General features: G+C 59.9%; 19 protein-coding genes. 16 read left to right on the forward strand and 3 right to left on the reverse strand.

Annotated features, from left to right (window positions below):
- The first annotated feature begins 3 nt into the window (after positions 1–3).
- The gene (locus tag HKK55_RS16270) at positions 4–1,386 is read left to right on the forward strand and encodes an MATE family efflux transporter (RefSeq protein WP_169355620.1); all 1,383 of its coding nucleotides are present in this window, start codon (positions 4–6) and stop codon (positions 1,384–1,386) included.
- Here HKK55_RS16270 and tusA read toward each other — a convergent pair.
- The gene (gene tusA, locus HKK55_RS16275; protein WP_169355621.1) at positions 1,383–1,634 is read right to left on the reverse strand and encodes a sulfurtransferase TusA; all 252 of its coding nucleotides are present in this window, start codon (positions 1,632–1,634) and stop codon (positions 1,383–1,385) included. The two genes, HKK55_RS16270 and tusA, sit on opposite strands and share 4 nt — an antisense overlap.
- A 27-nt stretch (positions 1,635–1,661) precedes the next feature.
- Positions 1,662–2,735, reverse strand: coding sequence for a 23S rRNA (cytidine(2498)-2'-O)-methyltransferase RlmM (rlmM, locus tag HKK55_RS16280; protein ID WP_169355622.1), 1,074 nt, complete (start codon positions 2,733–2,735; stop codon positions 1,662–1,664).
- A gap of 190 nt (positions 2,736–2,925) precedes the next feature.
- Here rlmM and acnA point away from each other — a divergent pair, with 190 nt between their 5' ends.
- The 3 genes from acnA (at position 2,926) to HKK55_RS16295 (ending at position 8,451) form a co-directional block, all read left to right on the forward strand.
- On the forward strand, positions 2,926–5,667 hold the full coding sequence (gene acnA / locus HKK55_RS16285) for an aconitate hydratase AcnA (protein ID WP_169355623.1): 2,742 nt from the start codon (positions 2,926–2,928) through the stop codon (positions 5,665–5,667).
- Positions 5,668–5,953: 286 nt separating this feature from the next.
- Positions 5,954–6,745 carry a CPBP family intramembrane glutamic endopeptidase gene (locus HKK55_RS16290; RefSeq protein WP_169355624.1) on the forward strand — a complete coding sequence of 264 codons (792 nt, stop codon included), beginning with the start codon at positions 5,954–5,956 and terminating at the stop codon, positions 6,743–6,745.
- A gap of 140 nt (positions 6,746–6,885) precedes the next feature.
- Complete coding sequence (locus HKK55_RS16295) at positions 6,886–8,451, forward strand: PAS domain-containing methyl-accepting chemotaxis protein (RefSeq protein WP_169355625.1); 1,566 nt, start codon at positions 6,886–6,888, stop codon at positions 8,449–8,451.
- Between the two features lie 95 nt (positions 8,452–8,546).
- Here the strand turns inward: HKK55_RS16295 and HKK55_RS16300 are convergent, their stop codons facing one another.
- Positions 8,547–9,239, reverse strand: a complete 693-nt coding sequence (locus tag HKK55_RS16300) for an alpha/beta family hydrolase (protein WP_169355626.1) — start codon at positions 9,237–9,239, stop codon at positions 8,547–8,549.
- Between the two features lie 79 nt (positions 9,240–9,318).
- Here HKK55_RS16300 and ccoN (HKK55_RS16305) point away from each other — a divergent pair, with 79 nt between their 5' ends.
- The 12 genes from ccoN (HKK55_RS16305) to HKK55_RS16360 all read left to right on the forward strand — a co-directional run bounded on the left by ccoN (HKK55_RS16305) (position 9,319) and on the right by HKK55_RS16360 (position 19,219).
- Positions 9,319–10,743: a cytochrome-c oxidase, cbb3-type subunit I gene (ccoN, locus tag HKK55_RS16305; RefSeq protein ID WP_155583029.1), complete on the forward strand. Its 1,425-nt coding sequence runs from the start codon at positions 9,319–9,321 to the stop codon at positions 10,741–10,743.
- Positions 10,744–10,753: 10 nt separating this feature from the next.
- Positions 10,754–11,362: a cytochrome-c oxidase, cbb3-type subunit II gene (gene ccoO / locus HKK55_RS16310; protein WP_169355627.1), complete on the forward strand. Its 609-nt coding sequence runs from the start codon at positions 10,754–10,756 to the stop codon at positions 11,360–11,362.
- A gap of 3 nt (positions 11,363–11,365) precedes the next feature.
- Positions 11,366–11,566 carry a cbb3-type cytochrome c oxidase subunit 3 gene (locus HKK55_RS16315; protein ID WP_169355628.1) on the forward strand — a complete coding sequence of 67 codons (201 nt, stop codon included), beginning with the start codon at positions 11,366–11,368 and terminating at the stop codon, positions 11,564–11,566.
- Positions 11,563–12,510, forward strand: coding sequence for a cytochrome-c oxidase, cbb3-type subunit III (gene ccoP / locus HKK55_RS16320; RefSeq protein ID WP_169355629.1), 948 nt, complete (start codon positions 11,563–11,565; stop codon positions 12,508–12,510). The genes HKK55_RS16315 and ccoP (HKK55_RS16320) overlap by 4 nt, the downstream gene beginning before the upstream one ends.
- 480 nt (positions 12,511–12,990) lie before the next feature.
- A complete protein-coding gene (ccoN, locus tag HKK55_RS16325; protein WP_169355630.1) occupies positions 12,991–14,433 on the forward strand; it encodes a cytochrome-c oxidase, cbb3-type subunit I in 1,443 nt (480 codons plus the stop codon).
- The gene (ccoO, locus tag HKK55_RS16330) at positions 14,433–15,041 is read left to right on the forward strand and encodes a cytochrome-c oxidase, cbb3-type subunit II (protein WP_022643327.1); all 609 of its coding nucleotides are present in this window, start codon (positions 14,433–14,435) and stop codon (positions 15,039–15,041) included. Before ccoN (HKK55_RS16325) ends, ccoO (HKK55_RS16330) begins: the two co-directional genes overlap by 1 nt.
- Positions 15,042–15,046: 5 nt before the next feature.
- Positions 15,047–15,232, forward strand: a complete 186-nt coding sequence (locus HKK55_RS16335; RefSeq protein ID WP_003175465.1) for a CcoQ/FixQ family Cbb3-type cytochrome c oxidase assembly chaperone — start codon at positions 15,047–15,049, stop codon at positions 15,230–15,232.
- The gene (gene ccoP / locus HKK55_RS16340) at positions 15,229–16,206 is read left to right on the forward strand and encodes a cytochrome-c oxidase, cbb3-type subunit III (RefSeq protein WP_169355631.1); all 978 of its coding nucleotides are present in this window, start codon (positions 15,229–15,231) and stop codon (positions 16,204–16,206) included. Before HKK55_RS16335 ends, ccoP (HKK55_RS16340) begins: the two co-directional genes overlap by 4 nt.
- A 171-nt stretch (positions 16,207–16,377) precedes the next feature.
- Positions 16,378–16,632 carry a type II toxin-antitoxin system Phd/YefM family antitoxin gene (locus tag HKK55_RS16345; protein ID WP_155583035.1) on the forward strand — a complete coding sequence of 85 codons (255 nt, stop codon included), beginning with the start codon at positions 16,378–16,380 and terminating at the stop codon, positions 16,630–16,632.
- Complete coding sequence (locus tag HKK55_RS16350) at positions 16,632–17,042, forward strand: type II toxin-antitoxin system VapC family toxin (protein ID WP_169355632.1); 411 nt, start codon at positions 16,632–16,634, stop codon at positions 17,040–17,042. The genes HKK55_RS16345 and HKK55_RS16350 overlap by 1 nt, the downstream gene beginning before the upstream one ends.
- 206 nt (positions 17,043–17,248) lie before the next feature.
- Entirely contained in the window at positions 17,249–18,664 is a 1,416-nt protein-coding gene (gene ccoG, locus HKK55_RS16355) for a cytochrome c oxidase accessory protein CcoG (RefSeq protein WP_169355633.1), read from the forward strand.
- 15 nt (positions 18,665–18,679) lie between these two features.
- The gene (locus tag HKK55_RS16360; protein ID WP_169355634.1) at positions 18,680–19,219 is read left to right on the forward strand and encodes a FixH family protein; all 540 of its coding nucleotides are present in this window, start codon (positions 18,680–18,682) and stop codon (positions 19,217–19,219) included.
- The last annotated feature ends 8 nt before the right edge of the window (positions 19,220–19,227 follow it).

Raw genomic sequence — 19,227 nt, forward strand, 5'->3', positions numbered from 1 at the left:
CACGTGAACACTGCCACCACCCCCCTCACCCGTCCGGCCCGCGTCAGCCTGGAAGTACGCAACCTGCTGGCCCTGGCGCTGCCGATCATGATCGGCCAACTGGCGACGACCGCCATGGGTTTTGTCGACGCGGTGATGGCCGGACGCGTCAGCGCCCGGGACCTGGCGGCCGTCGCACTGGGCAACTCGATCTGGATCCCGGTGTACCTGCTGATGACCGGCACCTTGCTGGCCACCACCCCCAAAGTCGCCCAACGCTTTGGCGCCGGTCAACACAGTGAAATCGGCCCGCTGGTGCGCCAGTCGCTGTGGCTGGCACTGGTGGTCGGGATCACCGCCCTGTTGTTGCTGATCAGTGCCGAGCCGATCCTGCATGCCATGAATGTCGACCCTGAACTGATCAAGCCGTGCATGGGCTACCTGCACGGCATCGCCTCGGGCATGCCGGCGATTGCGCTGTATTACGTGTTGCGTTGCTTCAGCGATGGCCTGGGCCGCACGCGGCCGAGCATGGTTATGGGCCTGTGCGGCCTGGCGCTGAATATTCCGCTGAACTACGTGTTCATCTATGGCCATTTCGGCGTGCCAGCCATGGGCGGCATCGGTTGCGGCTGGGCCACGGCGATTGTGATGTGGGTGATGATGCTCGGCCTGGCCGGCTGGACCCGCTGGGCGCCGGCTTATCAGGCGAGTGAATTGTTCAAACGTTTCGACTGGCCACAATGGTCGGTGATCAAACGCGTGCTGAGCATCGGCCTGCCAATCGGCATTGCGATCTTTGCCGAATCGAGCATCTTTGCGGTGATCGCCCTGCTGATCGGCAGTCTGGGCGCCACGGTGGTGGCCGGTCACCAGATCGCCCTGAACTTCAGCTCGTTGGTGTTCATGATCCCCTACTCCCTGAGCATGGCCGTCACTGTACGGGTGGGCCAGGCCCTGGGCCGCAGTGAACCCCGGGAAGCGCGCTTCGCGGCGGGCGTGGGGATGGGCACGGCGCTGGCGTATGCCTGCCTGTCCTGCAGCCTGATGCTGCTGTTTCGCGAACATATCGCCGCGATCTATACCTCGGACCCGCTGGTGCTCCAGGTGGCCGCGATGCTGATCGTGTTTTCGGCGTTGTTCCAGTTTTCCGACGCGATCCAGGTCACAGCCGCCGGCGCGTTGCGCGGCTATCAGGACACACGGGTGACCATGGTCCTGACGCTGTTTGCCTATTGGGGCGTGGGGTTGCCGGTGGGGTATGTGCTGGGGCTCACAGACTGGCTGGGCAAGGCCAGTGGCCCAAGCGGCTTGTGGCAAGGGCTGATTGTCGGCTTAAGCTGCGCAGCGGCGATGCTGGTGATCCGCCTGACACGCAGTGCGCGCCGGCGGATTCGAGTGGCTTAAGCGGACTTCTTGCGAATCCAGTACAGGTAGGTCCCGGCCTGTTCCTGCTGGTCTACCAGTTCATGGTCAAGGAACACGCAGAACTTGGGGATATCGCGGCGGGTCGAGGGATCGGTCGCGATGACCTTGAGCAAACCACCAGGCGCCAGGTCGCGGATGTGCTGGTGCAGCATCATGACCGGTTCCGGGCAGTTGAGGCCGGTGGCGTCGAGGGTGGCGTCGACGGGGGTGTCAAAAATGTCGCTCATTATTCACTCCTGAAACTGGCCATCAGTTTACCGGGCCTTTGGCTTCTTCACATCCAACCGCCGCAAATGGCAGGTCACTTCTTCCCGATCGTGGTACAGCTGCTTACAGCCGATCTCCACGCGAATGCCCCGCTCCTTGAAGCCTTCCTCGATCCGCTCGAGCAAGCGCTTCACTTCGGCATAACGCTGCTTCATCGGCAGTTTCAGGTTAACCACCGCTTCACGGCAATGCCCCTCGCCGATCCAGGTTTCCAGCAAGGCCGCGTTGCGCGCCGGCTTCTCGACGATATCGCAGACCATCCAGTTCACCGGCTGCTTAGGCGTATAGGTGAAACCGTCAGCCATCAAGTGCTGCACCAGCCCCGTGTCCATCAGGCTCTCGGCCATGGGGCCGTTGTCGATGGCGGTCACCAGCATGCCGCGATTGACCAGTTGCCAGGTCCAGCCACCGGGCGCGGCGCCCAGGTCGACCCCGGTCATGTCGCTGTGCAAGCGCTCATCCCACTGATCCCGAGGAATAAAGTGGTGCCAGGCCTCTTCCAACTTCAAGGTGGAGCGGCTTGGCGCGTCCCGGGGGAACTTCAACCGGGGAATGCCCATGGGCCACATCGCCGAGTTATTCGACTCGGCCAAGCCCATGAACACCTCACGGCCACTTTTAAAGGTCAGCAGCAAACGCGGTTTGCTCGGGTCTTCCACCAGCTTGCCGGCCGCCATCAGCGCCTTGCGCAGGTGCACTTCGAATTTCTTGCAGAAGTTCGACAGCTCCTTGCCATCGTTGGTGTCGACCATTTCCAGCCACAGGCTGCCGCACAGCGGGAAGCCTTGCAGATGAGCGAGGATCACACTGATGCGGTCGGTTTCCGGCAATTCAATAAACACCCCGCGCGCCCACTGTCTTGGGAAGATCAGCTCGGCAAAGCGTTGGCCGCGCATCAGGCGCGCGGCGCCGTCCTCTTCGGTACAGACAAATTCGGCGCAGGCGCTGCTGGTCTTGGCCTTGGCGTAGCCCGAGACGTTCAGGCGAGCGGCGTGTTCCGCGATCTCGGAACAGACTTCGCCCTCAAAACCCGGGCGGCAGTGCATAAAAAGGGTGTTCATTGACTCTCCTGGTAACCGGCCTGCTCTAGCGCAATGCCTGTCATGAAAACGCGCGCATGATAGCTGACTTCGGAACCTTGGACTTGCCCATAGAGTCCAGTTATTAGCCAGCTACTTAAAACAGGGCTAGCTTAGAAGCTCTGTCCGTCCCGTCAGGTCCGTAGCCGTGCGGACCATAAGGAGTCATGTAATGTCATCCCTTGATAGCCTGAGAACCCTTAAAACCTTAGAAATCGACGACAAGACCTACCACTACTTCAGCCTGCCCGAAGCCGCCAAGAGCCTGGGTGATCTGGACAAGCTGCCAATGTCGCTCAAGGTCCTGCTGGAAAACCTGCTGCGCTGGGAGGACGAAAAAACCGTCACCGGCGCCGACTTGAAGGCCATTGCCGCCTGGCTCAAGGAGCGCCGCTCCGACCGTGAGATCCAATACCGCCCGGCGCGGGTGCTGATGCAAGACTTCACCGGCGTGCCTGCCGTGGTCGACCTCGCGGCCATGCGTGCCGCCGTGGCCAAGGCCGGTGGCGATCCCCAACGGATCAATCCGCTATCGCCGGTGGACCTAGTGATCGACCACTCAGTGATGGTCGACAAATTTGGCACCTCCAGTGCCTTTGAACAGAACGTCGACATCGAAATGCAGCGCAATGGCGAACGTTACGCCTTCCTGCGCTGGGGCCAGAGCGCCTTCGACAACTTCAGCGTGGTACCGCCAGGCACCGGCATCTGCCACCAGGTCAACCTGGAATACCTCGGCCGCACCGTGTGGACCAAGGACGAAGATGGCCGCACCTACGCCTTTCCCGACACCCTGGTGGGTACCGACTCCCACACCACCATGATCAACGGCCTTGGCGTGCTGGGCTGGGGCGTGGGTGGGATCGAAGCCGAAGCGGCGATGCTCGGGCAACCGGTGTCGATGCTGATCCCGGAAGTCATAGGCTTCAAGCTCACCGGCAAACTGAAAGAAGGCATCACCGCCACCGACCTGGTGCTGACCGTCACCCAAATGCTGCGTAAAAAAGGCGTAGTGGGCAAATTCGTCGAATTCTATGGCGACGGTCTCGCCGACCTGCCACTGGCCGATCGCGCCACCATCGCCAACATGGCCCCGGAATACGGCGCCACCTGCGGCTTCTTCCCCGTGGATGACGTCACACTGGACTACCTGCGTCTGTCGGGTCGTCCGACCGCCACCGTGAAACTGGTGGAGGCTTACACCAAGGCTCAGGGCCTGTGGCGCAAGGCGGGTCAGGAGCCGGTCTTCACCGACAGCCTGGCCCTAGACATGAGCAGCGTCGAAGCCAGCCTCGCCGGCCCGAAACGCCCGCAAGACCGCGTTTCCCTACCCAATGTCAGCCAGGCCTTCACCGACTTCCTCGACCTGCAGTTCAAACCGTCGAGCAAGGACGTGGGCCGCCTGGAAAGCGAAGGCGGCGGCGGTGTCGCCGTGGGCAACGCCGACCTGATCGGCGAAGCCGACTACGACTTCGAAGGCCAGACCTATCGCCTGAAAAACGGCGCGGTGGTGATCGCCGCGATCACCTCCTGCACCAATACCTCCAACCCCAGCGTGATGATGGCGGCTGGCCTGGTAGCGAAAAAGGCTGTGGAAAAAGGTCTCAAGCGCAAGCCATGGGTAAAAAGCTCCCTGGCTCCGGGCTCCAAAGTGGTCACCGACTACTACAAGGCCGCGGGCCTGACTCAGTACCTGGACCAACTGGGCTTCGACCTCGTGGGTTACGGCTGCACCACCTGTATCGGCAACTCCGGCCCCTTGCCGGAACCGATTGAAAAAGCCATCCAGAAAGCCGACTTGGCCGTAGCCTCGGTGCTGTCGGGCAACCGCAACTTTGAAGGCCGAGTCCACCCGCTGGTGAAGACCAACTGGCTGGCCTCCCCGCCCCTGGTGGTCGCCTACGCGCTGGCAGGCACTGTGCGCATGGACATCAGCAGCGAACCGCTCGGTACCGGCTCGGATGGCAAGCCCGTATACCTGCGCGACATCTGGCCCAGCAGCAAGGAAATCGCCGACGCCGTCGCACAAGTCAGCACCGGCATGTTCCACAAGGAATACGCTGAAGTGTTTGCCGGTGACGAACAATGGCAAGCCATCGAAGTCCCGCAAGCCGCAACCTACGTGTGGCAGAAGGATTCCACCTACATCCAGCACCCACCGTTCTTTGACGACATCGCCGGGCCTCTGCCGGTGATCAAAGACGTCAAAGGCGCCAACGTCCTGGCCCTGCTCGGCGACTCGGTGACCACCGACCACATCTCCCCCGCCGGCAACATCAAGACCGACAGTCCCGCCGGCCAATACCTGCGCGAACAAGGCGTAGAACCCCGGGACTTCAACTCCTACGGCTCGCGCCGGGGCAACCATGAAGTAATGATGCGCGGCACCTTCGCCAACATCCGCATCCGCAACGAAATGCTCGGCGGAGAAGAAGGTGGCAACACGATCTACATCCCTACCGGCGAGAAAATGCCGATCTATGATGCGGCCATGAAATACCAGGTGTCGGGTACGCCGCTGGTGGTCATCGCGGGCCAGGAATACGGCACCGGTTCAAGCCGCGACTGGGCAGCCAAGGGCACCAATCTGCTGGGGGTCAAGGCGGTAATCGCTGAGAGTTTTGAGCGGATTCACCGTTCGAACCTCGTAGGGATGGGTGTGCTGCCGTTGCAGTTCAAGCTGGATCAGAACCGTAAGACATTGAAGCTGACAGGGAAGGAGAAGGTCGACATTCTGGGGCTGACGGACGCCGATATAGAGCCGCGGATGAATCTGACGCTGGTGATTACTCGGGAAGACGGCAGCAGCGAAAAAGTAGAAGTGCTGTGTCGGATCGATACACTCAATGAGGTGGAGTACTTCAAGGCGGGAGGAATCTTGCATTATGTATTGCGGCAACTAATCGCGTCGTAACGGACACTCGCCACACAAAACACCGCCTTCATGGGCTAATGCCAGTCAGTTAAGGGCGAACACTGTACCTGTGGCGAGGGAGCTTGCTCCCGTTGGGTCGCGAAGCGGCCCCAAAAATGGGACTGTTGCGCAGTCCAACGAGAGCAAGCTCCCTCGCCACAGGTTACTTTTTACCCCCTTCTACTTCTTAACTGACTGGCATTAGCCTTCATGGGCGGTGTTTTCTTTTGGGTACACGGCGACGGTCGTTATAATGCCGCGCTGTTTACCGTCACAAGGACTCCTCATGCTTGCTCTGCCCTGGTTATACCTGGCGCTTCTTTCCATTGGCTATGTACTGGCCTTGATCTACGGGAAACTGGGATTGCTGGCGGCGGTGTCCATCGCCTTGCTGCTGGTCGCCGGCTTTGCCGTCCGCCAACAGCGAAACCCTTGGGCCCGCTACCTCGGCCATGGGCTGTTTATTGTCCTGGCCCTGGGCCTCGCGATGCATTGGCTGCCGGGTTTTTACAACGGTCGCGGCATTGACCCGCAACATTTTACCGCCGATGCCGTGCCCTTCTCGATGTACCTGAACCAGGATAAACCCCTGATAGGCTTCTGGCTGTTGCTGGCGTGCCCGTGGATTGTTGCCCGTCGCTCCCTGCGCCTTTCGATCTACGCCACTGCCATGGCCTTGACCCTGACGACCATCGCCGCCCTCGGGGGTGCTCTGCTGCTGGGCATTATCAGTTGGGCACCGAAATGGCCTGACCAGGCGTGGCTGTGGGTGTTGAACAACCTTTTGCTGGTGACGCTGGTGGAAGAAGCGTTGTTTCGGGGCTACATCCAGGGCGGCCTGAGCCGGCGCTTCAAGCAGTTGCCCTATGGGGAAAACCTGGCGCTGTTGTTGGCATCCCTGCTGTTTGGCCTGGTTCACCTGGGCGCTGGCTGGCAGTGGACGTTGCTGGCGGGGATTGCGGGCGTCGGTTACGGGCTGGCGTATCGCTTTGGCGGCCTGGGCGCGGCGATTGCCACGCATTTCGGCCTGAATCTGCTGCACTTTGCACTGTTTACCTACCCGATGCTGGCGGGCTGAAAACTCGCCTATCAAACGAGCGCAGCCTGCACCAGTGCCTGATCTCAACGGTGTGAGGCTGTGCCGATTGTTGCAAAAATAAGTTAAATAAAACCCCGTAACGGTCGACAACCTGTCAAAGCCTTGCGGATTGAACCACCATGCGTAATAACCAACCCGTTACCCAGCGCGAACGGACCTTCCCCGCTCAGCAACGGTTGATCTCCACCACCGATGCCAAAGGCGTTATCACTTACTGCAACGACGCTTTTGTCGAAATCAGTGGGTTTTCCCATGACGAGCTGATGCGTGCCCCGCACAATCTGGTTCGCCATCCGGACGTACCGGCGGCGGTGTTCGCACACATGTGGTCCACGCTCAAACAAGGCTTGCCATGGATGGGCATCGTCAAGAACCGCTGCAAGAGCGGCGATCACTATTGGGTCAACGCCTATGTGACGCCGGTCTTCGACGGCAATCAGGTAATCGGCTACGAGTCGGTGCGGGTCAAGCCCACCGCCGAGCAGATCCGTCGTGCCGAAGCGCTGTACCAGCGCATCAACCAGGGCAAGCCGGCCATTCCACGCCGTGACAAGTGGCTGCCGGTGCTGCAGGACTGGCTGCCGTTTATCCTGGTCAGCCAACTGAGCTTCCTGATTGGCGTGTGGCTCAACTCGCACTGGGGCTTTGCGCTGGCCGCGGCGCTTTCGGTGCCGCTGGGACTTCTGGGGCTGACCTGGCAACAGCGCGGCCTCAAGCGCTTACTGCGCCTGGCCGAACAGACCACTTCCGACCCGCTGATCGCGCAGATGTACACCGACAGTCGCGGTGCACAGGCGCGCCTGGAGATGTCGATCCTGAGTCAGGAAGCCCGCCTGAAGACGTGCCTGACACGCTTACAGGACACCGCCGAGCACCTCAACGAGCAGGCGCGACAGTCCAACACCCTAGCCCATAACAGCTCCAGCGGCCTGGAACGCCAGCGCGTTGAGACCGAACAAGTGGCCACGGCGGTCAACCAGATGGCGGCAACGACCCAGGAAGTGGCCAGCCATGTGCAACGCACGGCGGACGCTACTCAGGAAGCCAATCGCCTTACCGGTCGCGGCCGCGATATTGCCGGAGAAACCCGCGACGCCATCCAGCGTCTGTCGGTGGCCGTCGGCGAAACCGGCGTAACCGTGACCCAACTGGCCAAGGACAGCGACGAAATCGGCGGCGTAGTCGACGTGATCAAGGGTATTGCAGACCAGACCAACCTGCTGGCCTTGAACGCAGCCATCGAAGCGGCCCGCGCCGGGGAGATGGGACGTGGTTTTGCGGTGGTGGCCGATGAGGTGCGGCAACTGGCGCAGCGCACCGCTGAGTCAACCGGGCAGATCCATGCGCTGATCGCCAAGCTGCAGCAGACCGCCAGCGCGGCGGTGCAGACCATGGACGCTGGGCATCGCCAGGCCGAAGAAGGTGTGGCGCGGGTGATGGAAGCGGATGCAGCGTTGGTGGGGATCAGTGAAGCTGTGGCCAATATCACCGACATGACCACCCAGATCGCCGCCGCCACCGAAGAGCAAAGCGCCGTGGCCGAAGAGATCAGCCGCAATATCAGCACGATTGCGTTGCTGGCGGATCAGACGTCGGAGCAGGCGCTGAGCTCGGCGCAGTTGAGTGAAGAGCTGACGCATACGGCGAATACCCAGTATTCGCTGGTGGAGCGGTTTAACCGGTAAATCGCTTTCGCGAGCAAGCCCGCTCCCACATTCGAACGCATTCCTACAGGATAAACGCAGTCGAATGTGGGAGCGGGCTTGCTCGCGAAAAGGCCCTAACAAGCACCGAGAAATCCAGAGATTTTCACCGCAGCAGCCTCCAAATGCTGCTCATGACTAAACCCCGAAGCCTTCAACGGCTTCAAATCATGATCCCCCGCCGCCAGCCACATCACTTCGATGCTCGGCGATAACACATACCCTTCCACCGCCGCCCAATTGCCCAACGCATCCCGCTCGCCCTGAACAATCAACGTCGGCGTCTTCAATCCGGCCAAATGCTCAGTCCGTGGTTTTTCCGGCTTACCCACCGCATAAAACGGATACCCCAGACATACCAGCCCATCCGCACCCAATTCGTCAGCCAGCAAACTGGCCATCCGCCCGCCCATAGACTTGCCACCTATGGCCAAACGCCCAGCGACATGACGTCGCACCTCGGCATGCACCTCACGCCAGCACTCCAGCAGTTTAGGTGCCGGATTCGGCGGGCGTTTGCCGCCATCCACACGGCGCTGGGCCATGTAGGGAAACTCGAAGCGCAACACGTTGACGCCATGCCCGGCAAGGCGTGCAGCCATGTCACTCATAAAGCCCGAGTCCATCGGCGCGCCGGCACCGTGGGCCAGAATCAGTGTCACCGGCGTACGCGCGATAGACCCTTTCGCGACATTCCACAACCAGCCGCGTTCCCGCACACACTGCGCCCATTGATCCCCGTCAATACTGGCCTTGTGCTCTTTGCCCATGCTTGCCTCGCTTTTTAGTCTGCCTATAACTCCAGCCCAAGTGCCGCATTTGCTTGGGTTGAACCGTGGATGGGGAACCATGAACACTACTTTAAGTACCGCCTATAACTACAAGGTGGTCCGCCAATTCGCCATTATGACGGTGGTGTGGGGCATCGTCGGCATGGGACTCGGGGTTTTTCTCGCTGCCCAGTTGGTATGGCCCGAACTCAACTTCAACCTGCCTTGGACCAGTTTCGGTCGCCTGCGCCCATTGCACACCAACGCGGTGATCTTTGCCTTTGGCGGCTGCGCACTGTTTGCCAGCTCCTTCTATTCGGTGCAACGCACCTGCCAGACTCAACTGTTCGCACCAAAAATCGCGCAGTTCTGCTTCTGGGGCTGGCAACTGGTCATTGTATTGGCTGCGATCACCTTGCCGCTGGGCTACACCAGCTCCAAGGAATACGCCGAGCTGGAATGGCCAATCGACATCCTGATCACTATCGTCTGGGTCGCCTACGCCATCGTGTTCTTCGGCACGGTGATGAAGCGCAACACCAAGCACATCTACGTCGGTAACTGGTTCTTCGGTGCGTTCATCATCACCGTGGCCATCTTGCATATCGTCAACAACCTGGAAATCCCGGTCAGCCTGACCAAGTCCTACTCCCTCTACGGCGGTGCGACGGATGCCATGGTGCAGTGGTGGTACGGCCACAACGCTGTAGGCTTCTTCCTCACCGCCGGCTTCCTCGGGATGATGTACTACTTCGTGCCGAAACAGGCCGAACGCCCGGTGTATTCCTATCGTTTGTCCATCGTGCACTTCTGGGCCCTGATCACCCTGTACATCTGGGCAGGTCCCCACCACTTGCACTACACCGCGCTGCCGGACTGGGCGCAGTCGTTGGGCATGGTGATGTCGCTGGTACTGCTGGCACCGAGCTGGGGCGGCATGATCAACGGCATGATGACCCTCTCGGGCGCCTGGCATAAGTTGCGCAGCGATCCGATCCTGCGCTTCCTGGTGGTGTCCCTGGCGTTCTACGGCATGTCGACCTTCGAAGGGCCGATGATGGCCATCAAGACGGTTAACGCTCTCTCCCACTACACCGACTGGACCATCGGCCATGTACACGCCGGCGCTCTCGGCTGGGTGGCGATGATCTCCATTGGCGCGCTGTACCACATGATCCCGAAAATCTTCGGTCGCGAGCAGATGTACAGCCTCGGCCTGATCAACGCGCATTTCTGGCTCGCCACCATCGGCACCGTGTTGTACATCGCGTCCATGTGGGTCAACGGCATCGCCCAAGGCCTGATGTGGCGTGCGATCAACGAAGACGGCACCTTGACCTACTCCTTCGTCGAAACCCTGGTGGCCAGCCACCCAGGCTTCATCGTGCGCTTGGTGGGCGGTGCGATCTTCCTCAGCGGCATGTTCCTGATGGCTTACAACACTTGGCGCACCGTGCGTTCGGCGCAACCGGCCGAAGCCACCACTGCCGCGCAGATGGCCTGAGGAGTCGATGATGAAACACGAAACCATTGAAAAGAACGTCGGCCTGCTGATGCTGCTGATGGTGCTCGCCGTGAGCATCGGCGGCCTGACCCAGATCGTCCCGTTGTTCTTCCAGGACGTCACCAACAAACCGGTGGAAGGCATGAAGCCCTACACCGCGCTGCAACTGGAAGGCCGCGACATCTACATCCGCGAAGGCTGCGTACAGTGCCACTCGCAGATGATCCGGCCGTTCCGCGCCGAGACCGAGCGCTACGGCCACTACTCGGTGGCCGGCGAAAGCGTGTGGGACCACCCATTCCTGTGGGGCTCAAAGCGCACCGGGCCGGACCTGGCTCGCGTCGGCGCGCGCTACTCGGACGACTGGCACCGCGCGCACTTGTACAACCCGCGCAACGTGGTGCCGGAGTCGAAAATGCCGGCCTATCCGTGGCTAGTCACCGCCCAGGTCGACAGCAGCCACACCGAGACCAAGTTGAAAGTGATGCGCACCCTCGGCGTGCCCTACACCGACGACGACATCAGTGGCGCAGTGGCCACCCTCAAGGGCAAGACCGAAATGGACGCGCTGGTCGCGTACCTGCAAGTACTCGGCACTGCCATCAAGAGCAAGAGGTGAGCCATGGGATTTGAATTCGATGCTGGCACCATCCGTGGCCTTGGCACGCTGGTCGTGGCCATCGCCTTTATCGGCTTGTCGCTCTGGGTGTTCAACAACCGACGCAATGCGGAGTTCGAGCAGGCACGCCTGTTGCCGTTTGCCGATGAACCCCTTCCATCCGACGCTCAAGAAGAGCCTGTAACAAGGAGCAATCGGCCATGACAACCTTTTGGAGTACATGGATCTGTGTACTGACCCTCGGCAGCCTGATCGGCTTGACCTGGTTGTTGGTTGGCACCCGCAAGGGCGAAACTAAGGGCAGCGTCGACCAGACCATGGGCCACGCCTTCGACGGGATCGAGGAGTACGACAACCCGCTGCCGCAATGGTGGTTCATGCTGTTCGCCGGGACCCTGGTGTTTGCGGTTGGCTACCTGATCCTCTACCCGGGCCTGGGCAACTGGAAAGGCGTGTTGCCGGGCTATGAAGACGGGTGGACCCAGACCAAGGAATGGGACAAGGAAATGGCCAAGGCCGACGCCAAGTTCGGGCCGATCTTCGCCAAGTTCTCGGCCATGCCGGTGGAAGAAGTCGCGAAAGATCCGCAGGCGCTGAAAATGGGCGGACGCTTGTTCGCCTCCAACTGCGCGGTGTGCCACGGCTCGGATGCCAAGGGCGCCTACGGCTTCCCGAACCTGGCGGACAACCTCTGGCGCTGGGGCGGTTCGGCAGAGGCCATCAAGGCGACGATCATGAACGGCCGCCATGCGGCCATGCCGGCCTGGGGTGAAGTGCTGGGTGAGGACGGTGTGAAAAACGTCGCCGCCTATGTGCGCCATGACCTGGCCAAATTACCGCTGCCGGCTGACAGTACCGCCGATGTGGCGGCTGGCCAAACGGCGTTCAGCGCCACGTGTGTGGCCTGCCACGGACCGGATGGCCACGGCGTCGAAGCCATGGGCGCGCCGAACCTGACACAGCCAAGCGGCTTTATCTACGGCACCAGCCTGGCGCAGTTGCAGCAGACCATTCGCCACGGCCGCCAGGGCCAGATGCCTGCACAGGACGTACTGCAAGGCAATGACAAGGTGCATTTGCTCGCAGCCTACGTCTATAGCCTGTCCCATAACGCTGATGGCGCAACGCCTGAAAGCCAGCCTGAGTAACACGGCAATACCGAACAGCCGCATCTGATCAAGGTGCGGCAGTTCATACCTCTTTGCGACCCATTGTCGCACCTGCCTGACTGCTGACTTTCCCCTCCTGCCATTCGGGTCTACGCTTGTCCCCACAGTGGACTGGCTTTGGCCGGTCGACGGCCGACTTGCACTCGATGGGTTGAACATTTCTGCTCGATGACAGGCGCAAAGGCTGGCAGTGACCGGCTGTCGTGCCACTACCCCGTCGTCACCCGGGCCGCTTGTTTACACACACCAAGTTACAAGTACCTTCGACCCTTAAAATTTCCTGTCCAACTCGTCAGCTTTTCATATGGGATTTTGTCCTTACGCCAAACATGGAAAGGGCGCAGAATCTGGTTTGGAACGCATTGACGCAGGTCACCTTGCGTTGCAATGGAATCCTGCTTTCTCCATACTTGCGACCGATTTTTACCTATAAAAAAACCTAAACCGTGGAACCTTAGAATGAGCACAGCAATCAGTCCGACTGCTTATAACTATAAGGTAGTCCGCCAGTTCGCCATCATGACGGTGGTCTGGGGGATCCTTGGCATGGGGCTCGGTGTCTTCATCGCCTCGCAACTGGTTTGGCCAGAGTTGAATTTTGGCCTGCCATGGACGACGTTTGGACGCCTGCGCCCACTGCACACCAACCTGGTGATCTTCGCCTTCGGTGGATGTGCACTGTTTGCCACTTCTTACTACGTCGTGCAGCGAACCTGCCAGACCCGACTGATTTCAGACTCACTGGCGGCCTTCACCTTCTGGGGCTGGCAAGCGGTCATCATCGGCGCAATCATCACCCTCCCGCTGGGTTACACCACCACCAAGGAATACGCCGAGCTGGAATGGCCCATTGCTATTTTACTGGCGATTGTCTGGGTCACCTACGGTGCGGTGTTCTTCGGCACCATCGTCAAGCGCAAGACCAAACACATCTATGTGGGTAACTGGTTCTACGGGGCTTTCATCGTCGTGACGGCGATGCTGCACATCGTCAACCACGCCTCGCTGCCGGTGAGTTTCTTCAAGTCCTACTCAGCCTACGCCGGTGCTACGGACGCGATGATCCAATGGTGGTACGGCCACAACGCCGTAGGCTTCTTCCTCACCACGGGCTTCCTGGGGATGATGTACTACTTCGTGCCGAAACAGGCCGAGCGTCCGATCTACTCCTATCGCCTGTCCATCGTGCACTTCTGGGCGCTGATCACCCTGTACATCTGGGCAGGTCCCCACCACTTGCACTACACCGCCCTGCCGGATTGGGCTCAGTCCTTGGGCATGGCGATGTCGATCATCCTGCTGGCACCAAGCTGGGGCGGCATGATCAACGGCATGATGACCCTGTCGGGCGCCTGGCATAAGCTGCGCACCGACCCGATCCTGCGCTTCCTGGTGGTTTCGCTGGCGTTCTACGGCATGTCGACCTTCGAAGGCCCGATGATGGCCATCAAGACCGTCAACTCGCTGTCCCACTACACCGACTGGACCATCGGCCACGTACACGCCGGCGCTCTCGGTTGGGTGGCGATGATCTCCATCGGCGCGCTGTACCACATGATCCCGAAACTGTTCGGTCGTGCGCAGATGCACAGCGTCAGCCTGATCAATACCCACTTCTGGCTCGCCACCATCGGTACGGTGCTCTACATCGCTTCGATGTGGGTCAACGGCATCACCCAAGGCCTGATGTGGCGTGCAATCAACGATGACGGCACCCTCACCTACTCCTTCGTCGAAGGGTTGCAAGCCAGCCACCCGGGCTACATCGTGCGCGCCCTGGGCGGTGCGATATTTGCCAGCGGCATGCTGTTCATGGCCTACAACGTCTGGCGCACCGTTCGCGCCTCGAACCCGGCTGAAGCTGAAGCCGCTGCTCAGATCGCTGTAGTGGGAGCTCACTGATGAAGCATGAAGTAGTCGAGAAGAATATCGGCCTGCTGGCCTTCTTCATGGTGATCGCCGTGAGTATCGGTGGCTTGACCCAGATCGTTCCGCTGTTTTTCCAGGACGTGACCAACAAGCCGGTGGAAGGCATGAAGCCGCGCACCGCCCTTGAGCTGGAAGGCCGCGACATCTACATCGCTAACGGTTGTGTCGGCTGCCACTCGCAGATGATCCGTCCGTTCCGCGCCGAAACCGAACGCTATGGCCACTATTCGGTCGCCGGTGAAAGCGTCTGGGACCACCCGTTCCTATGGGGTTCCAAGCGTACCGGTCCGGACCTGGCCCGTGTGGGCGGCCGTTACTCTGATGACTGGCAGCGTGCGCACTTGTACAACCCGCGCAACGTGGTGCCCGAGTCGAAAATGCCGGCGTACCCGTTCCTCGTGGAAAACAAGCTCGACGGCAAGGACACCGCGAAGAAGATGGAAGTCTTGCGCACCCTGGGCGTGCCTTACACCGACGAAGACATCGCCGGTGCCAAGGATGCCGTGAAGGGCAAGACCGAAATGGACGCACTGGTGGCCTATCTGCAAGGCCTGGGCACCATCATCAAAAGCAAACGGTGATCTAGATGGATATCGGGATGATTCGAGGCCTGGGCACCGTTGTCGTGATGGTGGCCTTTATCGGTCTGGCGCTGTGGGTGTTCAGCCCCAAGCGCAAGTCGGAGTTTGAAGACGCGACCTTGCTGCCCTTTGCGGATGATCCCGAAGCCATCAAGCACGTCGAGCAAGCTTCTAGGAGTAACAAAGAATGACTACGTTCTGGAGTCTGTACGTCACAGTCCTCAGTCTGGGTACCATTTTCGCCCTGACCTGGCTGCTGCTGTCGACCCGCAAGGGCCAGCGCGCCGAGCAAACGGACGAGACGGTTGGCCACTCGTTCGACGGGATCGAGGAATACGACAACCCGCTGCCAAAATGGTGGTTCATGCTGTTCGTCGGCACCATCATCTTCGCCTTGGGTTACCTGGCGCTGTACCCAGGCCTGGGCAACTGGAAAGGCCTGCTGCCGGGCTACGCCTACCTCGACAACGACAAGCAAACCCCCTTCGCCAATGGCCAGACCGGCTGGACCGGTGTGCACGAGTGGGAAAAGGAAATGGCCAGGTCGGACGCCAAGTTCGGGCCGATCTTCGCCAAATTCGCGTCGATGCCGATCGAAGAAGTGGCTAAAGATCCACAAGCCTTGAAGATGGGTGGCCGCCTGTTCGCCTCCAACTGCTCGGTGTGCCACGGCTCCGACGCCAAGGGGGCCTATGGCTTCCCCAACCTGACCGACGCCGACTGGCGCTGGGGCGGCGAGCCTGCCACCATCAAGGAAACCATCATGAAAGGCCGCCACGCGGTGATGCCGGCCTGGGCCGAAGTCATTGGCGAGCAAGGCGTGGCCGACGTGGCCGGCTTTGTCGTGAGCAACCTCGACGGTCGCAAACTGCCGGAAGGCGCCAAGGCTGACGTGGCCAACGGCGAGAAACTCTTCGCTGCCAACTGCGTGGCCTGCCACGGCCAGGCCGGTAAAGGTACGCCAGCGATGGGCGCACCTGACCTGACTCACCCAGGCGCATTCATCTACGGTTCGAGCTTCGCCCAATTGCAGCAGACCATCCGTTATGGCCGTCAGGGCCAGATGCCTGCGCAAGAGCAACTGCAAGGCAACGACAAGGTGCACTTGCTGGCGGCGTATGTTTATAGCCTGTCCCATGGGGACAAGCCGGCTAACGCCGAGTAAGGTCAACAGCGATACAAAAACGGCCCCGCCAATGAAAATTGGCGGGGCTTTTTTATTTTGGAGTAGCGGTAAGTGAAGAGTACATCGACCGCTCGTAGCCTCGAGCTTGTGGCTTGCCGTAGTGACGTAGTAACGTAACTACATTCACTTTAATTAAAGGGGAGGTGCCCCGTGACCATCACCACTATTTCCAGCCGCGAATTCAATCAAGATACAAGTGGTGCCAAAAAAGCCGCTCGCCAAGGGCCGGTTTTTATCACTGATAGAGGCAAGCCAGCCCATGTACTGCTAAGCATTGAGGACTATCAAAAACTGACAGGTCTCAATGCTGACATCGTTGACCTGTTGGTGATGCCAGAAGCGGCAGACATCGAATTCGAAACCGAGCGCGCCGTGATCATTCATCGACCCGTGGACCTCTCCTGATGTACCTACTCGACACCAATGTCATTTCCGAACTGCGCAAACCCCAGGCAGATGCCAAAGTCGTGGCCTGGGCCAAGAGCGTCATCGCACCCCGCCTGTATATTTCGGCCATTACCTTGAAGGAACTGGAGACAGGGGTGCTGCGAATGGAACGCCGAGACCCTGTGCAAGGGAAGGTACTGCGCACCTGGCTGAGGCGTCACGTAATGCCAGCATTCGATGCCAGAATCTTACCGGTTGATGCCGCTGTGGCACTGCGCTGCGCCAGCTTGCATGTTCCAGATCAAGCCAACGAGAGCGACGCCCTCATCGCCGCAACAGCCCTGGTTCATGGCCTGACAGTGGTCACCCGCAACACCAGCGATTTTCGATCCAGCGGCGTTGCACTGATCAACCCATGGGACGAATGACCTCCCCTGCGGAAAAAACCGTCCATACTTCACAAGTCAATTGACCCAGATCACGTACACCATCAATTGATTTCCCCCAACGCGACCAAAGGTCGCACCCGTTCGTCGGCACTACAGGCGTATCATTACGCCACTGCAACACCTCTATTTTGACCCCGGTTGGCACGTACTGGCCGAGGCAATCTCCACTGCCGTGGGATGCAATGATGAGCAACCAGATTCCGGTACATGACGTTACCCCGCCTGCCAAAAATCCGAGCAACACCGTCGATCTCTACGCGTCTCGGGAGAAAATCTACACCCGGGCGTTTACCGGTTTGTTCCGTAACCTGCGGATGGTCGGCGGCGCCGGGTTGTTCCTGCTGTACTTCGGCACGGTGTGGCTGAACTGGGGCGGTCACCAGGCTGTGTGGTGGAACCTGCCAGAGCGTAAATTCTTCATTTTTGGTGCAACCTTCTGGCCTCAGGACTTCATCCTGCTGTCAGGCATCCTGATTGTTTCCGCATTTGGCCTGTTCTTCATCACCGTGTACGCCGGGCGGATCTGGTGCGGCTATACCTGCCCGCAAAGCGTGTGGACCTGGATCTTCATGTGGTGCGAAAAGGTCACCGAAGGCGACCGCAACCAGCGCATCAAGCTGGACAAGGCGCCGATGAGCGCCAACAAGTTCCTGCGCAAACTCAGCAAGCACAGCCTGTGGCTGATCATCGGTTTTGTCACCGGCATGACCTTTGTCGGCTACTTCTCGCCGATTCGCGAATTGGTATTCGACTTCTTCACCGGGCAAGCCGATGGCTGGTCGTATTTCTGGGTCGGCTTCTTCACCCTCGCCACCTACGGCAACGCCGGCTGGCTACGCGAGCAAGTGTGTATCTACATGTGCCCGTACGCGCGCTTCCAAAGCGTGATGTTCGACAAGGACACCCTGATCGTGTCCTACGACCCACGCCGTGGAGAATCCCGTGGCCCACGCAAGAAAGGTATCGACTACAAGGCCGAGGGCCTGGGAGATTGCATCGACTGCACCATGTGCGTGCAGGTCTGCCCGACCGGCATCGACATCCGTGATGGTTTGCAGATCGAGTGCATCGGCTGCGCCGCCTGTATCGACGCCTGCGACAACATCATGGACAAGATGGAATACCCCCGCGGGCTGATCAGTTACACCACAGAGCACAACCTTTCAGGACAGAAAACCCATAAGCTGCGCCCACGCCTGATCGGTTACGCGCTGGTGCTATTGGCGATGATCAGCCTGTTGGTGACGGCGTTTTTCATGCGCTCACTGGTGGGTTTTGATGTCAGCAAAGACCGGGTGCTGTACCGCGAGAACGCCGAAGGACGGATCGAAAACGTCTACAGCCTGAAGATCATGAACAAGGACCAGCGCGACCACACCTACGTGCTGGAAGCCTCGGGCCTGCCGGATCTCAAGCTGCAAGGCAAGCGCGAGATCAAGGTCGCCGCCGGAGAAATCTTCAGCATGCCGGTGGAGCTGTCGAGCGCGCCGGAGCAACTGCCGTCCAGCACCAACGAGGTGAAATTCACCCTCAAGGATGCCGATGACGACAGCGTCCATATTGAATCCAAGAGCCGATTCATCGGCCCACAAATCCGTTAACAAGAGAGCAGAACAATGCCCGCAGCAACTGCCGCAAGCCCTTGGTACAAGCATCTCTGGCCCTGGATCATCATTGGTATCCTGGCCTGCTCGGTGACCTTGACCTTGACCATGGTGACCATCGCGGTAAAGAACCCGGACAACCTGGTCAACGACAACTACTACGAAGCCGGCAAAGGCATCAACCGCTCCCTTGACCGCGAGTTGCTGGCCCAGACCCTGCAACTGCGCGCCACCGTGCACTTGGATGAGCTGACCGGCGAGGTCGATCTACGCCTGACCGGCAACAGCCAGCCTGCCTCCCTGGAACTGAACCTGATTTCACCGACCCAGCCAGAGAAAGACCGCAAGATTGTCCTGGCCCGTAGCGAAAGCGAACAAGGTCGTTATATCGGCCAACTGTCCGACAAGGTCGAAGGCCGTCGTTTCGTGGAACTGCTGGGCGTACAAGACAACCAGACTTGGCGCATGTTTGAAGAAGAACAGGTCAGCCACGACAAGGACTTGCTGCTGGGTGATGAGCCGCTGCAGGGCGCTGAAGACCTGAAAAACTAGCCTCGACC

This window comes from Pseudomonas sp. ADAK18 (assembly GCF_012935695.1).
Taxonomy (GTDB): Bacteria; Pseudomonadota; Gammaproteobacteria; order Pseudomonadales; family Pseudomonadaceae; genus Aquipseudomonas.